Source organism: Pseudomonas sp. PSKL.D1 (assembly GCF_028898945.1).
Classification (GTDB): Bacteria; Pseudomonadota; Gammaproteobacteria; order Pseudomonadales; family Pseudomonadaceae; genus Aquipseudomonas.
This window is the reverse complement of the sequence record NZ_CP118607.1, coordinates 5,405,426-5,424,708: the sequence shown is the minus strand read 5'-3', so window position 1 is coordinate 5,424,708 and position 19,283 is coordinate 5,405,426. Positions and strand designations below refer to the sequence as shown.

General features: G+C 61.9%; 19 protein-coding genes. 11 read left to right on the top strand and 8 right to left on the bottom strand.

Features of this window, described 5'->3' with window-relative positions; translation table 11 throughout:
• Window position 1: 1 nt before the first annotated feature.
• On the bottom strand, window positions 2-739 hold the full coding sequence (locus tag PVV54_RS24405) for a ComF family protein (protein WP_274907646.1): 738 nt from the start codon (window positions 737-739) through the stop codon (window positions 2-4).
• Between the two features lie 89 nt (window positions 740-828).
• Between PVV54_RS24405 and bioB the strand changes: the two genes are divergently transcribed.
• The 9 genes from bioB to PVV54_RS24360 all read left to right on the top strand — a co-directional run bounded on the left by bioB (window position 829) and on the right by PVV54_RS24360 (window position 11,241).
• The gene (bioB, locus tag PVV54_RS24400; protein ID WP_274907645.1) at window positions 829-1,887 is read left to right on the top strand and encodes a biotin synthase BioB; all 1,059 of its coding nucleotides are present in this window, start codon (window positions 829-831) and stop codon (window positions 1,885-1,887) included.
• Between the two features lies 1 nt (window position 1,888).
• Window positions 1,889-3,061, top strand: a complete 1,173-nt coding sequence (gene bioF / locus PVV54_RS24395) for an 8-amino-7-oxononanoate synthase (protein ID WP_274907644.1) — start codon at window positions 1,889-1,891, stop codon at window positions 3,059-3,061.
• Entirely contained in the window at window positions 3,054-3,785 is a 732-nt protein-coding gene (locus PVV54_RS24390) for an alpha/beta fold hydrolase (RefSeq protein ID WP_274907643.1), read from the top strand. Before bioF ends, PVV54_RS24390 begins: the two co-directional genes overlap by 8 nt.
• Window positions 3,778-4,596 (top strand): malonyl-ACP O-methyltransferase BioC, encoded by an 819-nt coding sequence (gene bioC / locus PVV54_RS24385; protein WP_274907642.1) that lies wholly within the window; start codon window positions 3,778-3,780, stop codon window positions 4,594-4,596. Before PVV54_RS24390 ends, bioC begins: the two co-directional genes overlap by 8 nt.
• Window positions 4,597-4,606: 10 nt before the next feature.
• On the top strand, window positions 4,607-5,287 hold the full coding sequence (gene bioD, locus PVV54_RS24380; RefSeq protein ID WP_274907641.1) for a dethiobiotin synthase: 681 nt from the start codon (window positions 4,607-4,609) through the stop codon (window positions 5,285-5,287).
• 113 nt (window positions 5,288-5,400) lie between these two features.
• Entirely contained in the window at window positions 5,401-5,697 is a 297-nt protein-coding gene (locus PVV54_RS24375) for a pyrroloquinoline quinone biosynthesis protein PqqE (RefSeq protein ID WP_274907640.1), read from the top strand.
• A gap of 298 nt (window positions 5,698-5,995) precedes the next feature.
• Window positions 5,996-7,801, top strand: coding sequence for a phenylacyl-CoA dehydrogenase (locus PVV54_RS24370; RefSeq protein ID WP_274907639.1), 1,806 nt, complete (start codon window positions 5,996-5,998; stop codon window positions 7,799-7,801).
• Between the two features lie 252 nt (window positions 7,802-8,053).
• Window positions 8,054-9,337: a GGDEF domain-containing protein gene (locus PVV54_RS24365; RefSeq protein WP_274907638.1), complete on the top strand. Its 1,284-nt coding sequence runs from the start codon at window positions 8,054-8,056 to the stop codon at window positions 9,335-9,337.
• 125 nt (window positions 9,338-9,462) lie between these two features.
• A complete protein-coding gene (locus PVV54_RS24360; protein ID WP_274907637.1) occupies window positions 9,463-11,241 on the top strand; it encodes an acyl-CoA dehydrogenase C-terminal domain-containing protein in 1,779 nt (592 codons plus the stop codon).
• A gap of 222 nt (window positions 11,242-11,463) precedes the next feature.
• Here the strand turns inward: PVV54_RS24360 and PVV54_RS24355 are convergent, their stop codons facing one another.
• Window positions 11,464-12,378 (bottom strand): LysR family transcriptional regulator, encoded by a 915-nt coding sequence (locus PVV54_RS24355; RefSeq protein ID WP_274907636.1) that lies wholly within the window; start codon window positions 12,376-12,378, stop codon window positions 11,464-11,466.
• Window positions 12,379-12,589: 211 nt separating this feature from the next.
• Here PVV54_RS24355 and PVV54_RS24350 point away from each other — a divergent pair, with 211 nt between their 5' ends.
• The gene (locus PVV54_RS24350; protein WP_274907635.1) at window positions 12,590-13,870 is read left to right on the top strand and encodes an aspartate aminotransferase family protein; all 1,281 of its coding nucleotides are present in this window, start codon (window positions 12,590-12,592) and stop codon (window positions 13,868-13,870) included.
• Between the two features lie 138 nt (window positions 13,871-14,008).
• The gene (locus tag PVV54_RS24345) at window positions 14,009-14,167 is read left to right on the top strand and encodes a YqaE/Pmp3 family membrane protein (RefSeq protein ID WP_009681539.1); all 159 of its coding nucleotides are present in this window, start codon (window positions 14,009-14,011) and stop codon (window positions 14,165-14,167) included.
• Between the two features lie 42 nt (window positions 14,168-14,209).
• Here the strand turns inward: PVV54_RS24345 and PVV54_RS24340 are convergent, their stop codons facing one another.
• The 6 genes from PVV54_RS24340 to pqqA all read right to left on the bottom strand — a co-directional run bounded on the left by PVV54_RS24340 (window position 14,210) and on the right by pqqA (window position 19,215).
• On the bottom strand, window positions 14,210-16,033 hold the full coding sequence (locus PVV54_RS24340; RefSeq protein ID WP_274907634.1) for a S9 family peptidase: 1,824 nt from the start codon (window positions 16,031-16,033) through the stop codon (window positions 14,210-14,212).
• Window positions 15,999-17,147, bottom strand: coding sequence for a pyrroloquinoline quinone biosynthesis protein PqqE (gene pqqE, locus PVV54_RS24335; RefSeq protein WP_274907633.1), 1,149 nt, complete (start codon window positions 17,145-17,147; stop codon window positions 15,999-16,001). The genes PVV54_RS24340 and pqqE overlap by 35 nt, the downstream gene beginning before the upstream one ends.
• Complete coding sequence (gene pqqD, locus PVV54_RS24330) at window positions 17,119-17,394, bottom strand: pyrroloquinoline quinone biosynthesis peptide chaperone PqqD (protein ID WP_274907632.1); 276 nt, start codon at window positions 17,392-17,394, stop codon at window positions 17,119-17,121. The genes pqqE and pqqD overlap by 29 nt, the downstream gene beginning before the upstream one ends.
• Window positions 17,391-18,146, bottom strand: coding sequence for a pyrroloquinoline-quinone synthase PqqC (gene pqqC / locus PVV54_RS24325; RefSeq protein ID WP_274907631.1), 756 nt, complete (start codon window positions 18,144-18,146; stop codon window positions 17,391-17,393). The genes pqqD and pqqC overlap by 4 nt, the downstream gene beginning before the upstream one ends.
• A 9-nt stretch (window positions 18,147-18,155) precedes the next feature.
• Window positions 18,156-19,067 carry a pyrroloquinoline quinone biosynthesis protein PqqB gene (pqqB, locus tag PVV54_RS24320; protein ID WP_274907630.1) on the bottom strand — a complete coding sequence of 304 codons (912 nt, stop codon included), beginning with the start codon at window positions 19,065-19,067 and terminating at the stop codon, window positions 18,156-18,158.
• 76 nt (window positions 19,068-19,143) lie between these two features.
• Window positions 19,144-19,215: a pyrroloquinoline quinone precursor peptide PqqA gene (pqqA, locus tag PVV54_RS24315; RefSeq protein WP_003243383.1), complete on the bottom strand. Its 72-nt coding sequence runs from the start codon at window positions 19,213-19,215 to the stop codon at window positions 19,144-19,146.
• Window positions 19,216-19,283: the final 68 nt, after the last annotated feature.

The window sequence follows — 19,283 nt, the reverse complement described above, 5'->3', positions numbered from 1 at the left end:
GTCAAGCTTGCCCCGGTTTTGGCGTGCGTGCCAGGCAATAAATGTCGACCCGGCCCGCACCGGCCTTGCGCAGCAGGTTGGCGATGGCCTGAGCGGTGGCGCCGGTGGTCATTACATCGTCGACTACTGCTACATGCAGTCCTTCAAGGGAGCGTTGATCAGCCAGCGAGAACGCCCCACGCAAATTGCGCTGGCGGGCTCGGGCATTGAGGTCTTGTTGTGCAGGTGTGTCGCGGGTGCGTAGCAGCAGCCGTTCATCGCACCGGATATCAAGGCACTTTGAGACCCAGCCCGCAAGCATCGAGGCCTGATTGAACCCGCGTTCGCGCTGTCGACGCTTGGCCAGGGGGACGGGCAACAGCAACCCGGGCTTCAACAAGCCATCGGCAAAGCGGTGTTGCAGGTTAATGCTCAGCATTTCTGCCATCAACCGGCCCAGCGGCCATTGGCGATTGTGTTTGAAGCGGCTGATCATCGTGTCCAGCGGAAACCCGTAATGCCACGGTGCAATGACCTGCTCGAAGGCAGGAGCACGCCGGCTGCAATGGGCGCAGACCAGATCGGCCATCGGCAATGGCAGGGCGCAGCGCAGGCAATATTCCTCCAGCCAAGGCAATTCCTGCTCGCAAGCCATGCACATCGGGTAAGCCTGAGCTGCGCGCGCATCACACAGCAAACACGACTGATCGAAATTTAGCCAGTTGTAAACCAGTTGTTTTGGCTTGGGTTGACAGTTCATAGGCCATCCATGACTATGCGAGCTATCCGTGATGCGCTGGTGGGCTTTCCTGTCCCGGCGCCAGTTACAGCCTAAACAAGGAAACGCCGATGAGCGCCAGCACAACTGCAACAACACGTCACGACTGGTCCCTGGCCGAGGTCAAGGCGCTGTTCCAGCAACCGTTCAATGACTTGCTGTTCCAGGCGCAAACCGTGCACCGCGCGCATTTCGACCCCAATCGCGTACAGGTTTCCACCCTGCTGTCGATCAAGACCGGCGCTTGCCCGGAAGACTGCAAGTACTGCCCGCAGTCCGGCCACTACAACACCGGGCTCGAAAAGCAGAAGCTGATGGAAGTGCAGAAAGTGCTGGAGGAAGCCGCACGGGCCAAGGCCATTGGTTCCACGCGTTTCTGCATGGGCGCTGCGTGGAAGCACCCGTCCGCCAAGGACATGCCTTACGTGCTGGAAATGGTCAAAGGTGTGAAGGCCATGGGCCTGGAAACCTGCATGACCCTCGGCAAGCTGGACCAAGAGCAAACTGTGGCCCTGGCCCAAGCGGGCCTGGACTACTACAACCATAACCTCGACACCTCGCCGGAGTTCTACGGCAGCATCATCACCACCCGTACCTACAGTGAGCGCCTGCAGACCCTGGCCTATGTGCGTGATGCCGGCATGAAGATTTGCTCGGGCGGCATTCTCGGCATGGGCGAATCGCTGGACGACCGCGCCGGCTTGCTGATTCAGCTGGCCAACCTGCCGGAGCACCCGGAGTCGGTGCCGATCAACATGCTGGTCAAGGTTGCCGGCACGCCGCTGGCCGAGGAAGAGGATGTCGACCCGTTCGACTTCATCCGCATGCTGGCCGTTGCGCGCCTTCTCATGCCCAAGTCGCACGTGCGCCTGTCTGCCGGCCGTGAACAAATGAACGAGCAAATGCAGGCCCTGGCGTTCATGGCTGGCGCCAACTCGATCTTCTATGGCGAGAAGCTGCTGACCACTGCCAACCCGCAGGCTGACAAGGACATGCAGCTGTTTGCCCGCCTCGGCATCAAGCCTGAAGCCCGCGAAGAGCACGCCGATGAGGTGCATCAGGCTGCCATTGAGCAGGCATTGGTGGAGCAACGCAACAGCGAGCTGTTCTATAACGCAGCAACGGCCTGACATGGGCTTTGATCTAACGGCGCGCCTGGCCGAACGGCGCGCCGCAGACCTGTTTCGGCAGCGGCCACTGCTGGAAAGCCCACAGGGGCCTGAGGTGGTGGTTGATGGCCAGCGCCTGCTGGCCTTCTGCAGCAACGATTATCTGGGCCTGGCCAATCATCCCGACGTGATCGCCGCCTGGCAGAAAGGCGCCGAGCAATGGGGGGTGGGTGGTGGCGCCTCGCATTTGGTGATCGGCCACAGCACGCCGCATCATCAGGTGGAAGAGGCGCTTGCCGAGTTGACCGGGCGCCCGCGGGCGCTGTTGTTTTCCACAGGTTACATGGCCAATCTGGGCGCAATTACCGCGCTGGTGGGGCAGGGCGACACCGTGCTGCAGGACCGCCTGAACCATGCTTCCTTGCTCGATGGTGGGCTGCTCAGCGGTGCGCGTTTCAGCCGATACCTGCATAACGACGCGGCCAGCCTGAGCAATCGCCTGGATAAAGCCACCGGCAACACACTGGTGGTTACCGACGGCGTGTTCAGCATGGACGGCGACCTGGCCGACTTGCCGGCGTTGGCGCAAGTGGCACGCGCTCGCGGCGCCTGGTTGATGGTTGATGATGCGCACGGGCTGGGTACCTTGGGTAGCCAGGGCGGGGGCATCGTCGAGCACTTTGGCCTGGGCGTGGAAGATGTGCCGGTGCTGATCGGCACTTTAGGCAAAGCCTGCGGCACTGCGGGCGCTTTCGTTGCTGGCAGCGAAGAACTGATTGACGCGCTGGTGCAGTTTGCCCGGCCTTACATCTACACCACCAGCCAGCCCCCCGCGCTGGCCTGCGCCACGCTCAAGAGCCTGGAGCTGCTGCGCCGTGAAACCTGGCGCCGCGAGCACCTGGCGGCTTTGATTCGCCAGTTCCGCGAGGGCGCCGCGCAGATCGGCCTGCAACTGATGGAAAGCCCCACGCCGATTCAGCCGATCGTGATCGGTGACAGTGCCCAGGCGCTGCGCCTCTCCAGCATGCTGCGCGAGCGGGGGCTGCTGGTGACGGCAATCCGCCCGCCTACCGTGCCGGCGGGCAGTGCGCGGCTGCGGGTAACCTTGAGTGCCGCCCACAGTGAAGCTCAGGTACAGCTATTGTTGAATGCATTGGCCGAGTGTTATCCACAACTGGAGCCCGCCGATGCGTAACCGACTGATCCTTCTGCCTGGCTGGGGGCTGGGCACCGCCGCACTGGAGCCTTTGGCCGCGAGCCTGCGGGCCCAGGACGCCCGCCTGACAATCGAACTGATGCCGCTGCCGGAGCTTGCCGACGCTGATGTCCAGGCTTGGGTCGACCATCTCGACCGAAAATTGCCCACCGATACCTGGTTGGGAGGCTGGTCATTCGGCGGCATGCTCGCCAGCGAACTGGCGCGCAAGCGGGGCGATCATTGCTGCGGTTTGCTCACGCTGGCCAGCAACCCCAGCTTCGTGGCGCGCCCTGACTGGCCCTTCGGTATGGCCGAAGACACGTTTGGCACATTCCTCGATGGTTGCCGCAGCCACACCTCGGTAACCCTCAAACGCTTCCGTACCCTCTGCAGCGACGGCGCGCAGCAACCGCGGACGCTGCTGCGCCAGTTGGGCGTCGGCGTGCCGGATACCGATCCACTTTACCTGGCCACCGGCCTGGAAGTGCTGGCCAAGCTGGATACCCGGGATGCGCTGCAGGCCTACGCTGGCCCGCAGTTGCACCTGTTTGCCGGCAGCGACGCACTGGTGCCGCCCGAAGCCGCCAAGGCGCTGAGCGAGTTGCTGCCTGACGTTGAAGTCGGCCTGGTTGAAGAAAGCTCCCACGCGTTCCTGATGGAGTATCCACAGGAGCTGGCGGAGGGCATCAAGAGTTTCCTGCATGAGAGTGGTGATGACTGACCTTTCCCGCCCAACCCTGCCTGGCACTTTGCCCGACAAACGCCAGGTTGCGGCGTCGTTTTCCCGTGCGGCGGCCAGCTACGACAGCGTGGCGGCCTTGCAGCGGGCGGTGGGCATCAGCCTGCTGGACCGGTTGCCCGAAGCGCTGGCGCCGACACGCTGGCTCGACCTTGGCAGTGGCACGGGGTATTTCAGCCGAGTGTTGGCCGAGCGTTTTGCGCCAGCCAGCGGCGTTGCGGTGGATATCGCAGAGGGCATGTTGCGCCACGCCCGTGCCGAACAGGGCGGGGCGCAGTTCCACGTGGCGGGTGATGCCGAGCGCCTGCCCTTGCGTGATACCAGCGTCGATCTGGTGTTCAGCAGCCTGGCGGTGCAATGGTGCGGCCACTTCGCAGGCGTGCTTGACGAGGCCCTGCGCGTGTTGCGCCCAGGTGGCGTGCTGGCATTCAGCAGTTTGTGCGTTGGTACTCTCGATGAACTGCGTGCCAGTTGGCAAGCCGTGGACGGCATGGTGCACGTCAACCGCTTCCGGCGCTTCGAGGACTATCAGCGCCTGTGCGCGGCCAGTGGGCTTGAGCAGGTTGCCCTGGAGCGGCGCGCTCATGTACTGCATTACCCGGATGTACGCAGCCTGACCCACGAATTGAAGGCGCTAGGCGCTCACAATCTGAACCCGGGGCGCCCCTCCGGGCTCACCGGCCGGGCGCGCATGCAAGGCCTGTTGCAGGCGTACGAAGGCTTCCGTCAGCCTCAAGGGCTGCCAGCCACCTATCAGGTGGTCTATGGTGTGTTGCGCAAGCCACGGGCATGAGAGAAGTGAAATGAGCCAAGCCTATTTCATCGCGGGAACCGATACCGACGTCGGCAAAACCACCATAGCTGCCGGGCTGCTGCATGCGGCGCGGTTGCAAGGGCTTAGTACCCTGGGTGCCAAGCCCGTCGCGTCCGGTTGCACGGTGACGCCGAAGGGGCTGCGCAATAGCGATGCCCAGGCACTGATCGACCAGAGCTCGCTGCAACTGGCGTATGAAGAGGTAAACCCATACGCCTTCGAGCCCGCCATTGCCCCCCATGTGGCCGCGCGCGAGGCGGGGGTGGCGCTGGAGGTGCCAGCGTTGCTCAAGGCCATGCGCCATGTGCTGGATCAAGGGGCAGACTTCACCCTGATCGAAGGGGCCGGTGGCTGGCGGGTGCCGTTGTCCAATCATGCCAACCTGTCAGATCTGGCCATTGCCTTGAAACTGCCTGTGATACTGGTGGTGGGGGTGCGCCTTGGGTGCATCAATCACGCGTTGCTCAGTGCCGAAGCCATCGCCCGCGACGGCCTGCAACTGGCGGGTTGGGTGGCCAACATCGTCGAGCCGCGTACCTCGCGCCTTGAAGAAAACCTGGCCAGCCTTGCAGAGCGCCTGCCAGCGCCTTGTTTGGGGCGGGTGCCAAAGCTCAAGCAGCCGAGCGCTGAAGCGGTGGCGGAGCATCTTCAGCTCGACTTGCTGGACTGAAATGCCCGTGGCCTATCAAATGGCACTGAGCCATTAGGGATTTAAACGGGCCTTTTGCACCGTGGCCTGCTTTAATTGGCGGTGTTCACATCCAGCGTCAATGGAGTCCTGACATGGAAATCACCGGAAGCTCTGCCTACTACGCGGGCCTAAGCGCCATCCAGACCGGGCAGAACCGTATCTACCAGGCGGCCGACCAGATCGCCAACAACGGCGTGGAACGCGCCGCCACCAGCCAGTCCAGCGACTATCAGGCCGAGCGCCTGCGTGCGGTCGACCGCAGTCAGCAAATGGACCTGGCCACCAGCACGGTGCAGCTGGCCTTGGGCAAGCAGGAAGTCGAACTCGGCGCAAAGGTTGCCAAGGCTTCCGACGAAATGCTCGGCCGGTTTATCGACACCTACGCCTGAGCCGCCATCGCTCGATTTTTGCACAGGTAATCTCTGTGGGAGCGGGTTTACCCGCGAATGCACCAGTGGTTTTACCACCGCATTCGCGGCTAAACCCGCTCCCACAGGCGTTATATCGCACATAGATTTCTGGCGGCGGCATAAACGCCATCGTTCGCGGCGCAAATGGCACCATCGTCCCTCCTTGACATCGGGCACTGCTAAACGTAAGTTTCAAACAACTGTTTGACCGAAAGCCACCAAGAGCTGGTCGGTATCAGCGGTCACCCCACCGGACTCATCACAGAGGTTCATCGCAATGCCTGATTACAAAGCCCCCTTGCGTGATATTCGTTTCGTGCGCGACGAGCTGCTCGGCTACGAGGCGCACTATCAGAGCCTGCCGGGTTGCCAGGACGCCACGCCCGACATGGTCGATGCGATCCTTGAAGAAGGCGCGAAGTTCTGTGAGCAGGTGCTGGCCCCGTTGAACCGCGTGGGTGACCTGGAAGGCTGCACCTGGAGCGAATCGGGTGTTAAGACGCCAACTGGCTTCAAGGCAGCTTACGAGCAGTTCGTCGAAGGCGGCTGGCCAAGCCTGGCTCACGACGTTGCCCACGGCGGCCAAGGCCTGCCCGAGTCGCTGGGCCTGGCCCTGAGCGAGATGGTGGGTGAGTCGAACTGGTCGTGGGGCATGTACCCAGGCCTGTCCCATGGCGCGATGAACACCATTTCCGCGCACGGCACCCATGAACAGCAGGAAACCTACCTGACCAAGCTGGTTTCCGGCGAGTGGACCGGTACCATGTGCCTGACCGAACCGCATTGCGGCACTGACCTGGGCATGCTGCGTACCAAGGCAGAGCCACAGGCCGACGGCTCCTACAAGGTGTCTGGTACCAAGATCTTCATTTCCGCTGGTGAGCATGACATGGCCGACAACATCGTCCATATCGTGCTGGCCCGCCTGCCGGATGCGCCTGCGGGCACCAAAGGCATTTCGCTGTTCATCGTGCCGAAATTCCTGCCGAGCGTTGAAGGTGGCATCGGTGAGCGCAACGGCGTGAGCTGCGGCTCCATCGAACACAAGATGGGCATCCACGGCAACGCCACCTGCGTGATGAACTTCGACAGCGCTACCGGCTACCTGATCGGCCCGGCCAACAAAGGCCTGAACTGCATGTTCACCTTCATGAACACCGCTCGTCTGGGCACTGCGCTGCAGGGCCTGGCCCACGCCGAGGTGGCCTTCCAGGGTGGCTTGAAGTACGCACGTGACCGCCTGCAAATGCGTTCGCTGACCGGCCCGAAAGCACCGGACAAGGCAGCCGACCCGATCATCGTCCACCCGGACGTGCGCCGCATGCTGCTGACCATGAAGGCCTTCGCCGAGGGCAACCGCGCGATGGTGTACTTCACTGCCAAGCAAGTGGACATCGTCAAGTACAGCCAGGACGAAGAAGAGCGCAAGAAGGCCGATGCCCTGCTGGCGTTCCTGACCCCGATTGCCAAGGCGTTCATGACCGAAGTCGGCTTCGAAGCCGCCAACCACGGCGTGCAGATTTACGGTGGCCACGGTTTCATCGCCGAATGGGGCATGGAGCAAAACGTTCGCGACAGCCGTATTTCGATGTTGTACGAAGGCACCACCGGCATTCAGGCGCTCGACCTGCTGGGCCGCAAAGTGCTGATGACCCAGGGCGAAGCGCTCAAGGGCTTCACCAAGATCGTGCACAAGTTCTGCCAGGCGCAGGAAGGTAACGAGGCGGTCAAAGAGTTCGTCGAGCCATTGGCCGCGATCAACAAGGAGTGGGGCGAGCTGACCATGAAAGTGGGCATGGCCGCCATGAAGGACCGCGAAGAAGTGGGTGCCGCTTCTGTGGATTACCTGATGTATTCCGGTTATGCGTGCCTGGCCTACTTCTGGGCAGACATTGCCCGCCTGGCAGCCGAGAAGCTGGCGGCCGGTACGTCGGAAGAAGCGTTCTACACCGCCAAGCTGCAGACGGCGCGCTTCTACTTCCAGCGCATCCTGCCGCGTACCCGCACCCATGTGGCCACCATGCTGTCCGGTGCTGGCAACCTGATGGCGATGAAAGAAGAAGACTTCGGTCTTTCGATTTAAAAGCGGTTGGGCCTGCTTTGCAGGCCATCGCGGCATAAGGCCGCTCCTACAATGGGAACGCGATTCCCTGTAGGAGCGGCCTTTTGCCGCGATGGGCTGCACAGCAGCCCCCCGCACAAATCCAGACACAACAAAACCTCAAGCCCTCCGCCTCCCCTGCCGTTAACTCCCCCAAGCATTCATGTATTCATGTGCGCTGCCGAAAAACTAAAGGCACAATGCCATTACTGATCTGCCGGGTCGGAGATTCCCTTGTTTCGTCTTAACGCTGTACGCGCGAGCCACTTTCTGCCTTCGCTGATTCTTCTGCTGGCAGGGCTTGCGGCGGCCTATGTGAGAGACCTCAGTGTCTTCTTCACATCCTTGTTCAACGTGCTGCCCACCTTGGTGCTGCTGCTGGGCGGTGCGTATTGCGCGGTTTACCGTCGTCAGCGCGAGCTGTTCTTGATGGTGACGGTGTACATCGCCTATTTCCTGCTCGATACCCAGACTGACTTCTACCGTGACAATGGCCGCGTGCGTGAAGACGCAGCCGTGATCTTCCATTTGGTGTGCCTGCTGCTACCTGCTTTGTACGGCCTGTTCGGTGCCTGGCAGGAGCGCACGCACCTCGCCCAGGACCTGCTTGCGCGTTTTGCCGTGTTGTTTGCCGTGGGCAGCGTTGCGGTAGCGCTGGAGCAGAGCTTCCCCGAGGCGTTGCTGAGTTGGTTGGCTGAAATCCGCTGGCCGGCGTTGCATGGCCAGTGGATGAGCTTGATCCAGATGGTCTACCCCGTGTTTCTGGGCGTATTTATCCTGCTGGTCGTTCAGTACCTACGTGAACCCAGGCCGTTGCACGCCGCACAGGTAATTGGCCTTATCGGCATTTTCTGGATGCTGCCCAAGACGTTCATCCTGCCATTTACCCTGAACATCATGTGCAGCCAGGTGATGTTGATGATTGCGGCGGCGGTGTCTCACGAGGCATACCAGATGGCCTTCCGTGATGAACTCACCGGGCTGCCGGGGCGCCGGGCACTCAATGAGCGCATGCAGCGCCTGGGCCGTAATTATGTGATCGCCATGACCGACGTGGATCACTTCAAGAAATTCAACGATACCCATGGCCATGATGTCGGTGACCAGGTGCTGCGGCTGGTTGCCAGTCGGCTGTCAAAGGTCACTGGCGGAGGGCGTGCTTACCGCTACGGCGGTGAAGAATTTGCCCTTGTGTTTGCCGGCAAGACGGCGGAAGAGTGCGTGCCACACGTGGAGGCAGTGCGCGAAATGATTGCCAATTACGCGATGCACCTGCGTGATCAGAACAGCCGCCCGCAAGACGACAGCGCTGGCCGCCAACGACGCGCGGGTACGCCCTCAAGCACAGTTTCGGTGACCATCAGTATCGGCATTGCCGAGCGCCTTGTGGAGCATCGCAATCCGGAAGAAGTGCTCAAATCCGCTGATCAGGCGCTCTACAGCGCCAAGGGGGCAGGCCGGAACTGCGTGATGGTCTATGGTCAACAGTCTAGGCGCGGGGCTGTTCGTACGGCGTGACTATAACGGACTATGCGGTCGCGTGATGACCCTATGTCTCGCAAACGTTGTTCGGTTACACTGGATTTCATCCCCGTGCCGCGGTCTGCACAGACCGCCCCCGACCCGACCAGCGAGAGGTTGTCATGGCTGACTACAAAGCGCCCTTGCGCGACATGCGCTTCGTTCTGAATGAAGTCTTCAACGTGGCTGAACAGTGGGCGCAATTGCCCGGGTTGGCCGAGGCTGTTGACGCCGAGACGGCCATTGCCGTGCTGGAGGAGGCCGGCAAGGTTACCGGCAAGACCATTGCCCCGCTCAGCCGCGCAGCCGATGAAGAAGGCTGCCATTGGGAGAACGGCACGGTGCGTACCCCTGCCGGTTTCATCGAGGCCTACAACACCTACGCCGAGGGTGGCTGGGTGGGCGTGGGCGGCGATCCGCTGTTCGGCGGGATGGGCATGCCCAAGTCGATTTCGGCCCAGGTCGAGGAAATGGTCAACGCCTCCAGCCTGGCTTTTGGCCTTTACCCGATGCTGACCGCAGGCGCTTGCCTGTCGATCAATGCCCACGCCAGCGAGGCGTTGAAGGAAAAGTACCTGCCAAACATGTACGCCGGCGTGTGGGCCGGCTCCATGTGTCTGACCGAGCCGCATGCGGGCACCGACCTGGGCATTATCCGCACCAAGGCCGAACCTCAGGCTGATGGCAGCTACAAAGTCAGTGGCACCAAGATATTCATTACCGGTGGCGAGCACGACCTCACCGAAAACATCATCCACCTGGTGCTGGCCAAGTTGCCGGACGCACCGGCAGGTCCTAAAGGCATCTCGTTGTTCCTGGTGCCGAAATTCCTCGTTAACGAAGACGGCAGCCTGGGAGCGCGTAACCCGGCCAACTGTGGCTCCATCGAGCACAAGATGGGCATCCAGGCGTCGGCCACCTGCGTGATGAACTTCGACGAGGCGGTTGGCTACATCGTGGGCGAGCCGAACAAGGGCCTGGCAGCGATGTTTACCATGATGAACTATGAGCGCCTCGGGGTGGGTATCCAGGGCCTGGCCTCGGCTGAGCGCTCCTACCAGAACGCCGTCGAATACGCCCGTGACCGTTTGCAAAGCCGCGCCCCGACCGGCCCGCAATCCAAGGATAAAGTGGCCGACCCGATCATCGTCCACCCTGATGTGCGCCGCATGCTGCTTACCATGAAGGCGCTGATTGAAGGTGGCCGCGCATTCTCCACCTACGTTGCAATGCAGCTGGACAGCGCCAAGTACAGCGAGGATGTGACCACGCGCAAGCGCAGTGAAGAGTTGGTCGCATTGCTGACCCCGGTGGCCAAGGCGTTTCTGACCGACCTGGGCCTTGAGTGCACAGTGCATGGCCAGCAGGTGTTCGGCGGCCACGGCTACATCCGCGAATGGGGCCAGGAGCAACTGGTGCGTGATGTGCGCATCACCCAGATTTACGAAGGCACCAATGGCATTCAGGCTCTGGACTTGCTGGGGCGCAAGGTAGTGGCCAGCGGTGGCGCCTATTACAGGCTGTTCTCCGATGAAATCCGCCAGTTCATCGCCAGTGCCGGTAGCGACCTGGAAGAGTTCGCCAAACCGCTGGGTGCCTATCTGGATCAACTCGACGGGCTGACGGAGTGGGTGCTGGAGCAGGCCAAGGGCAACCCGAACGAGATCGGTGCAGCGTCGGTGGAGTACCTGCATGCCTTCGGTTACGTGGCGTATGCCTACGTGTGGGCATTGATGGCGCGTGCGGCCAAGGCGGGTGAGGGGGACGAGGCGTTCTACTCGGCCAAACTGGGGACGGCGCGGTTCTACTATGCGCGGTTGTTGCCGCGTGTGGATTCGCTGGTGGCTTCGGTGAAAGCGGGCAGTGAGTCACTGTACCTGCTGGATGCAGAGCAGTTCTGAAGTTTGTAAGCTTTTTCCTACATGACGTGGTGACTTTTCGCCACTGGTATCAGATTGGATCCACCGCTAATCTCTCTTACATGGACGTTGCGCAGGAAGCGCAAAGGACAGAACAGGGACAACGAAGGGATTTCCTGCCAGGACGGTGGGGCGATACGGATGTCACAGGGAAACAGTCTGGAAAACCCCGCTTCGGCGGGGTTTTCTTTGCGCGTGTGTTTTTCAGCCAAGTGGCGATGCCCCCAGTTGCCGCGCATCGGTTTCTTCTTCCAGCAACGTGCGAAGCAGTTCCACCGAAGCCTGCTGGCGCTGTGCATCACGGAACACCAAGCCGACCTTCAGCGGTACACGCGGCTCGCTCAAAGGCTTCCACAAAAGCCCTTGATCATCTTCGGCGGCATCCTTGGCACGCCCGGGCAGGATGGTTGCCAGCGCCGTGTGCGCAAGGCTGTCCAGAATCCCCGCCATGTTGTTCATTTCTGCCTGAACCTGCGGCCGACGCCCTTGGTTGGCCAGTTGCTCCTTCCAGATTTGTCGAATCTGGAATTCTTCGCCGAGCACCAGCATCGGCAATTCGGCAGCCTGCCTGATCGATACCTTCTTGAAATCCTTCAGGGGGTGGGTATCGGGGATTACCAACTGCAGCTCGTCTTCGTACAGCAGCAACCCATGCAGCCCGGGCTGTCGCGGTGGCAGGTAGCTGATGCCGATGTCCAGGTTGCCATTGAGCAGGCGCCGTTCAATTTCCAGCCCTGACAATTCGTAGATCTGCACCACCAAGTGCGGCTGGGCCTTGCGCACACGCTCAAGCAACTGAGGCACCAGGCTTGGGCGCACGGTCTGCAGTACCCCAATGGCCAGCGTACGCAGGGACTGGCCCTTGAAGTTGCGCATGGCTTCGTGGGCACGCTGCAGGCCGTCGAGCAAGGGCACTGCATGGTTGTACAAGGTATGCGCAGCCAGCGTTGGCAGCAGGCGCTTGTTGCTGCGCTCGAACAGGCTCAGGTCCAGGCTGTGCTCAAGTTGGCGAATCTGTTGCGAGAGCGCTGGCTGGGACAGTGACAGCCGCTCTGCAGCGCGGCCAACATGGCCTTCTTCATACACAGCGACGAAATAACGCAGTTGGCGATAATCCATAAGAAACACTTATCGAAAAAGCTGGAAAAACGAAATGGCCGCAAGCGCACCTGAAGCCTAGTCTATCGCCGTATTCCAACGGGTTACAGCGATCATGCAGCGCATTGTTACCCGGTTTGAGAAACACTTTTGATAGGCAAGGCTGAATTATCGAGCGCCGGCGTAAAGACCGGACCCTGGCCGCCCTTTACCGTGATTGGTTGGAGCCCTGATGAACCTGTTCAACTTGCGCCGCTCGGCCACTGCCGCGGTTGCCGAGCCCAAGCGTGCGCCGGTGAATGTGCCGGAGGCGCCGCAGCTTTCCCGCGAGCGCCTGATGCCTGGCACTGAGCGTGCCGAGCAGGTTTTTGTGCGTGGGCAGGGGTCTTGGTTATGGGACAACGAGGGGCGTGCCTACCTGGATTTCACCCAAGGTTGCGCGGTCAACAGCCTTGGCCACAGCCCTGGCGTACTGGTCAAGGCGTTGGGCAGTCAGGCCCAGGCGCTGATCAACCCGGGTGCGGGCTATCACAGCCGTGGCTTGCTGGCGCTGGTCAACCGTCTTTGCCAAAGCACTGGCAGCGATCAGGCCTACCTGCTCAACAGCGGAGCCGAGGCGTGCGAAGGTGCCATCAAGCTGGCGCGCAAATGGGGCCAGATACACCGCAATGGCGCCTACCACATCATCACCGCGACCCAAGGTTGCCACGGCAGGAGCCTGGGCGCGCTGTCGGCGTCCGATCCGCTGCCGTGCAACCGCTGTGAGCCCGGCCTGCCGGGCTTCAGCAAGGTGCCGTTCAATGACTTGCAAGCACTGCATGCCGAGGTTGATTCGCGCACCGTGGCCATCATGCTGGAGCCGATTCAGGGTGAGGCTGGAGTAATTCCGGCTACAAGAGACTACCTGCAGGGCGTTGAAAAGCTGTGCCGTGAGCTTGGTATTTTGCTGATCCTCGATGAAGTGCAGACCGGGGTAGGCCGTTGCGGCGCGATGCTGGCAGAAGAAACCTACAGCGTGCGTGCCGACATCATCACGTTGGGTAAAGGGTTGGGCGGGGGTGTGCCACTGGCCGCTTTGTTGGCCCGAGGTACGGCGTGCTGTGCCGAGCCAGGTGAGCTGGAGGGCAGCCACCATGGCAATGCGCTGATGAGTGCTGCCGGGCTGGCGGTGCTGGAAACCGTGCTGGAGCCCGGCTTTTTCGAGCATGTTCAAGACAGTGGCCGCCACCTGCGCGATGGCCTCAGCCGGCTGGCAGGCCGTTACGGCCAGGGTGAAGTGCGCGGTCAGGGTTTGCTATGGGCGCTGCAGTTGCAGGAGCACGTGGCCAGCGACCTGGTCAAAGCCGCTTTGCATGAAGGCTTGCTGCTCAATGCACCGCAACCGGATGTGGTGCGGTTTTCGCCAGCCTTGACCGTGAGCAAGGGCAACATCGACGAAATGCTGCTGCGCCTGGCCCGCGCTTTCACCCGCCTGCACGCGCAACAACAGGCCCGCCGCGACGTGCCGGCCTGATACGAATTTTACGAACCGTCTGGCGTTCCTGCGCATCGCCCCTGGCCTGTAGTACTTGGCCCGGGGCGTTTTTTTTGCCTGTGGAACCTCTGCGAGTCGCGACTAGTCTCTGTTTAAACCCCTTCAGGAGAGACCCGCATGGACTTCATTCGTATCATCATCGCAATCATTCTGCCGCCGCTGGGCGTGTTTCTGCAGGTGGGGTTTGGCGGGGCGTTCTGGCTGAACATTTTGCTCACGTTGCTGGGGTACATTCCGGGGATTGTGCATGCGGTGTACATCATCGCCAAAAGGTAAGGTTGAAGCGGTGCAAGCCCAGTAAATGGGCTTGCACACCCATTACCTGCCAAGCACGTTGCAGTAAAACTTCCACTCCTCTTCCAGCGCATGCGCAAGGTTTTCGGCGTTGCGAAAACCGTGTCGCTCGTCGGCGTAGAAGTGGCCTACAGCTTCGATGCCGTTTGCCTTCAGCGCATCTAGCATGGAGCGGGTTTGTTCTGGCACCACGACCGCATCCAGTTCGCCTTGGAAGAAAATCACCGGCACCTTGATCTGCACCGCATGTAGCAGCGGCGTACGCTGCCGGTAGCGCTCGGCGTCCTGGTTCGGGTCACCGATGAGCCAGTCCAGATAATCGCCCTCGAATTTGTGCGTAGCACGGCCTAGTGCGATAGGGTCGCTGACGCCGTAAAGGCTTGCGCCTGCCCGGAACACGTTATGGAAGGCCAGCGCGCAAAGCGTCGTGTACCCGCCTGCGCTGCCGCCGCGGATGAATGCCTTGTGCCGGTCGATCAGGCCCTTTTCGGCAAGGTAGGCCACCGCCGAGCAGGCATCCTGCACATCGCATTGCCCCCAGTTCAGATGCAGCGCCTCGCGGTATGCGCGCCCATAACCCGTGCTGCCTCGGTAGTTCAGGTCGGCAACCGCGAAGCCGCGTTGCGTCCAGTACTGGATGCGGGGTTCGAACACCGGGTGGCACGCTGAAGTCGGGCCGCCATGAATGAAAACTACCAACGGCGCAGGCCCTTTCAAGCGAACGGCGGGGTAGAAAAAACCGTGAGCCAAGCTACCGCCACTGTTGTAGCTGATCGGTTGTGGCAGGCTGATGCTTGAAGCTGGCAAGACTTCGGCGCCGCCCGCCAAAACGCGCACTTCATGAGTTGCTCGGTCTATGGCGATGACCGCAGGTGGGCTTATGGGTGAGGCGGCGATCGCGTAGAGGTGGTCGGCATCCATTGCAAGGCTACGAAAACGGCTATAGGCGCTGGCGAAACGCTCCACGCTGTTGTCGGCGTCACGTAGCCCCAGCTTGCTGAAGCCCTGTTCAAACCAGGTAGCCAGATACGTGTGTGGGCCAAGCGGTAGCCAAGTGCTGGCGCCCAATTGCCAGGGCGCTCCCGCGTGGTCGGCAGGCTCGGCAGGCAATGCCTGCCAGCGGCCCTCGACCTCGCCCCAGGGTTGCCAGAAGCCATTGCGGTCAGACAGGCAGTACAAGTGCCCCTCGGCATCGAAGCGCGGCTGCTGCAGCGATTCATCGGCACCCGCTATGCAGCGCGCGGCCCCCCAATCACCCAGTTGGCCCCGCTCGCGACACATCAGGCGGGTGCGCGTCCAAGGCTGGGCAGGCCGGTCCCACTCCACCCAGGCCAGCCTTTGGCCATCTGCACTCAACGTTGGCGTGGCATAAAAGTCGGCACCTTGGGCAAGCACTTCCATTGTGCCGTCTGTCAGAGCGACCAGCCGATGTTCAACGCCCTCGGCGTGCCGTTCCTGCACCGCCAGAACACTGCCCGCGTGCCATTGCACATCGCCGTATCTGCACTTCTCATCTTGCGTGAGTGCGCGTGGCCGGCCCGCATCCAGGCCTTGGGTATACAGCTGCTGGTCCTTTTCATTCACGAACAGCAGCCCATCGCCACCCAGGCAAAAACTACCACCGCCATATTCATACACTCGGCTGCGTACGCTGAAGCCGTCCGGCGTCAGGCACCGTGCCTGCTGGTCGCGCCAGTGCCAGATTCGGCAGGCACCATCGGCGGGGCGGAATTCGTTCCAGAACACCCCCTCGGCACTGGCCTTGAGTTCGGCAAAGTCGGTGCCGGCAGCGACGGCCTGTGCGGCGGTAAACTCAGCCGCGGGCGATGACACGAGAGTTACGCTCATTGCGGAAGGTCATCTCTTCAATGGCGAGTTGAGCGGTTTGCGCTTCCTCGCGGGCCTTGAGAATGATGCCGTGATCCGCCGACTTGGCGCAGACCGGGTCGGCGTTGCTGGCATCACCTGTGAGCATGAAGGCCTGGCAGCGGCAGCCGCCGAAGTCCTTTTCCTTTTCGTCGCACGAGCGGCAGGGCTCGGGCATCCAGTCGTAGCCACGGAAGCGGTTGAAGCCGAACGAGTCGTACCAGATATGCCGCAGGTCATGGTCGCGCACGTTGGGGAACTGCACCGGCAATTGCCGTGCGCCGTGGCAGGGCAGGGCAGTGCCGTCCGGCGTCACGGTGAGGAACAGGCTGCCCCAACCGTTCATGCAGGCCTTGGGCCGTTCTTCGTAGTAATCGGGGGTGACGAAAATCAGCTTGCAGGGGTTGCCCGTTGCCTTGAGTTTGTCGCGGTATTCATTGGTGATGCGTTCGGCGCGTTCAAGCTGTTCGCGGGTTGGCAGCAGACCCAGGCGGTTGAGGTGCGCCCAGCCATAGAACTGGCAGGTGGCGAGTTCCACGAAATCCGCTTCCAGCGCGATGCACAGCTCGATTATGCGGTCGATTTTGTCGATGTTGTGCCGATGAGTCACGAAGTTGAGCACCATCGGGTAGCCATGAGCTTTGACTGCCCGGGCCATTTCCAGCTTTTGCGCAAAGGCCTTTTTCGACCCGGCCAGCAAGTTGTTCACCTGCTCGTCGCTGGCCTGGAAGCTGATCTGGATGTGGTCCAGCCCGGCTTTTTTGAAGTCAGCAATGCGGGTTTCGGTCAGGCCGATGCCGGAAGTGATCAGGTTGGTGTAGTAGCCCAGGCGGCGGGCCTCACCGATCAGTTCGGCGAGGTCCTGGCGCACCAGCGGCTCACCACCTGAAAAACCGATTTGTGCCGCGCCCATCTCCCGCGCTTCGGCCATCACCTTGAACCATTGTGCGGTGGTCAGCTCTTTGCCCTGCTCGGCGAAGTCCAGCGGGTTGGAGCAGTAAGGGCACTGCAACGGGCAGCGGTAGGTCAGCTCGGCCAGCAGCCAAAGCGGCAGGCCGACCGGCACCTCAGGCGAGGGTGATCCAGTGTTCGCCACGGGCCACCTCCATGAATTGCTCGATGTCGTCGGCGACTTCGGGCACACCAGGGTATTGCTGTTCGAGTTCGGCAATGATGGCCGCCACATCACGCTCGCCGTCGATCAGGCCGCCGATCAGGCCTGCGCTGTCGTTGAGCTTGATCATGCCCTCGGGGTACAGCAGTACGTGGCCCTTTTGCGCGGGCTCATACTGGAAGCGGTAACCCGGGCGCCAGTTAGGTACTTGTTTGCGGTCGAAACTCATAGGGCGATCCCCTTGTGCCAGGCCCGCTCTGGGGTGACGGTGTGGTAGGGCGGGCGGTTCAGCTCGTAGGCCATGCTCATGGCGTCAAGCATGCTCCAGAGGATATCCAGCTTGAACTGCAGGATTTCCAGCATACGCTCCTGGGCGGCCCGCGTGGTGTAGTGCTGCAGGGTGATCGTCAGGCCGTGCTCCACGTCACGCCGCGCCTGGCCCAGGCGGGTGCGGAAGTACTCGTAGCCGGCCGGGTCGATCCAAGGGTAGTGCTGGGGCCAGCTGTCCAGGCGCGACTGGTGGATTTGCGGGGCGAACAGCTCGGTCAGCGAGCTGCTGGCGGCCTCTTGCCAGCTGGCGCGGCGGGCGAAGTTGACATAGGCGTCCACGGCAAAGCGTACGCCGGGCAGCACCAGTTCCTGGGAGCGCAGTTGGTCCGGGTCCAGGCCCACGGCCTGGCCGAGCCGCAACCATGCCTCGATGCCACCGTCCTCACCGGGGGCGCCATCGTGGTCGAGCAGGCGCTGGATCCACTCGCGGCGTACTTCGCGGTCCGGGCAGTTGGCCAGGATGGCGGCATCCTTCAGCGGGATGTTCACCTGGTAATAGAAGCGGTTGGCGACCCAGCCCTGGATCTGCTCACGGGTGGCACGGCCTTCGTACATCGCCACGTGATACGGGTGGTGGATGTGGTAATACGCGCCTTTGGCGCGCAAGGCCTGTTCGAACTCGGCGGGGGACATTGGCAGTGCGTCGCTCATGGCGCCTCCTTACAACTCGATGCTCATGCCGTCGAAGGCCACTTCCACGCCGCGGCGCTGCACTTCGGCACGCTCCGCAGAGTCTTCGTCGAGGATCGGGTTGGTGTTGTTGATGTGGATTAGCACCTTGCGCTGACGTGGAAAGCCGTCCAGCACTTCGAGCATACCGCCAGGGCCGTTCTGTGCCAGGTGGCCCATCTCGCGGCCGGTGCGGGTGCCGACGCCACGACGCTGCATCTCGTCGTCTTCCCACAGCGTGCCGTCCACCAGCAGGCAGTCGGCGTCGTGCATCATCGTCAGCAGTTTGTCGTCGACCTGGCCCAGGCCGGGGGCGTAAAACAGTTTGCCGCCGGTACGGGTGTCCTCGACCAGCAGGCCCAGGTTGTCACCAGGGTGTGGGTCGAAGCGGTGCGGCGAGTAGGGCGGTGCGGCGCTACGCAGGGGGAACGGGGTGAACCGCAGGTTAGGGCATGCAGCAATGACGAAGCTGCCTTCCAGCTCGATGCGGTTCCACTGCAGGCCACCGTTCCAGTGGCTGAGCATGTTGAACAGCGGAAAACCGGTGGTCAGGTCCTGGTGGACCATGTCGGTGCACCAGACCTGATGCGGGCAGCCCTCGCGCAGGCTGAGCAGGCCGGTGGTGTGGTCGATCTGGCTGTCGAGCAGCACGATGGCATTGATGCCGGTGTCGCGCAGGGCCCGGGCTGGCTGCATGGGCGCGAAGGCTTGCAGCTGTGCACGGATATCGGGCGAAGCGTTGCACAGGATCCAGTGCTCACCGTCATCGGACAGAGCGATCGACGACTGGGTACGCGCGGTGGCGCGCAAGGTGCCATCGCGGTAGCCCTTGCAGTTGACGCAGTTGCAGTTCCACTGCGGGAAGCCTCCGCCGGCGGCGGAACCGAGAATCTGGATGTACATGGCTGCTCACGCTCCTGGCCGTATCCGAAAAACAAAAACGCCCCGGCGGACCGAGGCGTCGAACCGCAAGCAGGGCTTAGCGGTTGGCGAAGTACATGGTGACTTCGAAGCCGATACGCAGGTCAGTGTATGCAGGTTTGGTCCACATGGGCTTTCTCCTTCCGGATGGGGTGGGTGGTTCAGCTACAAATTGGGTCACGCCTCGGGCCAGAGGTT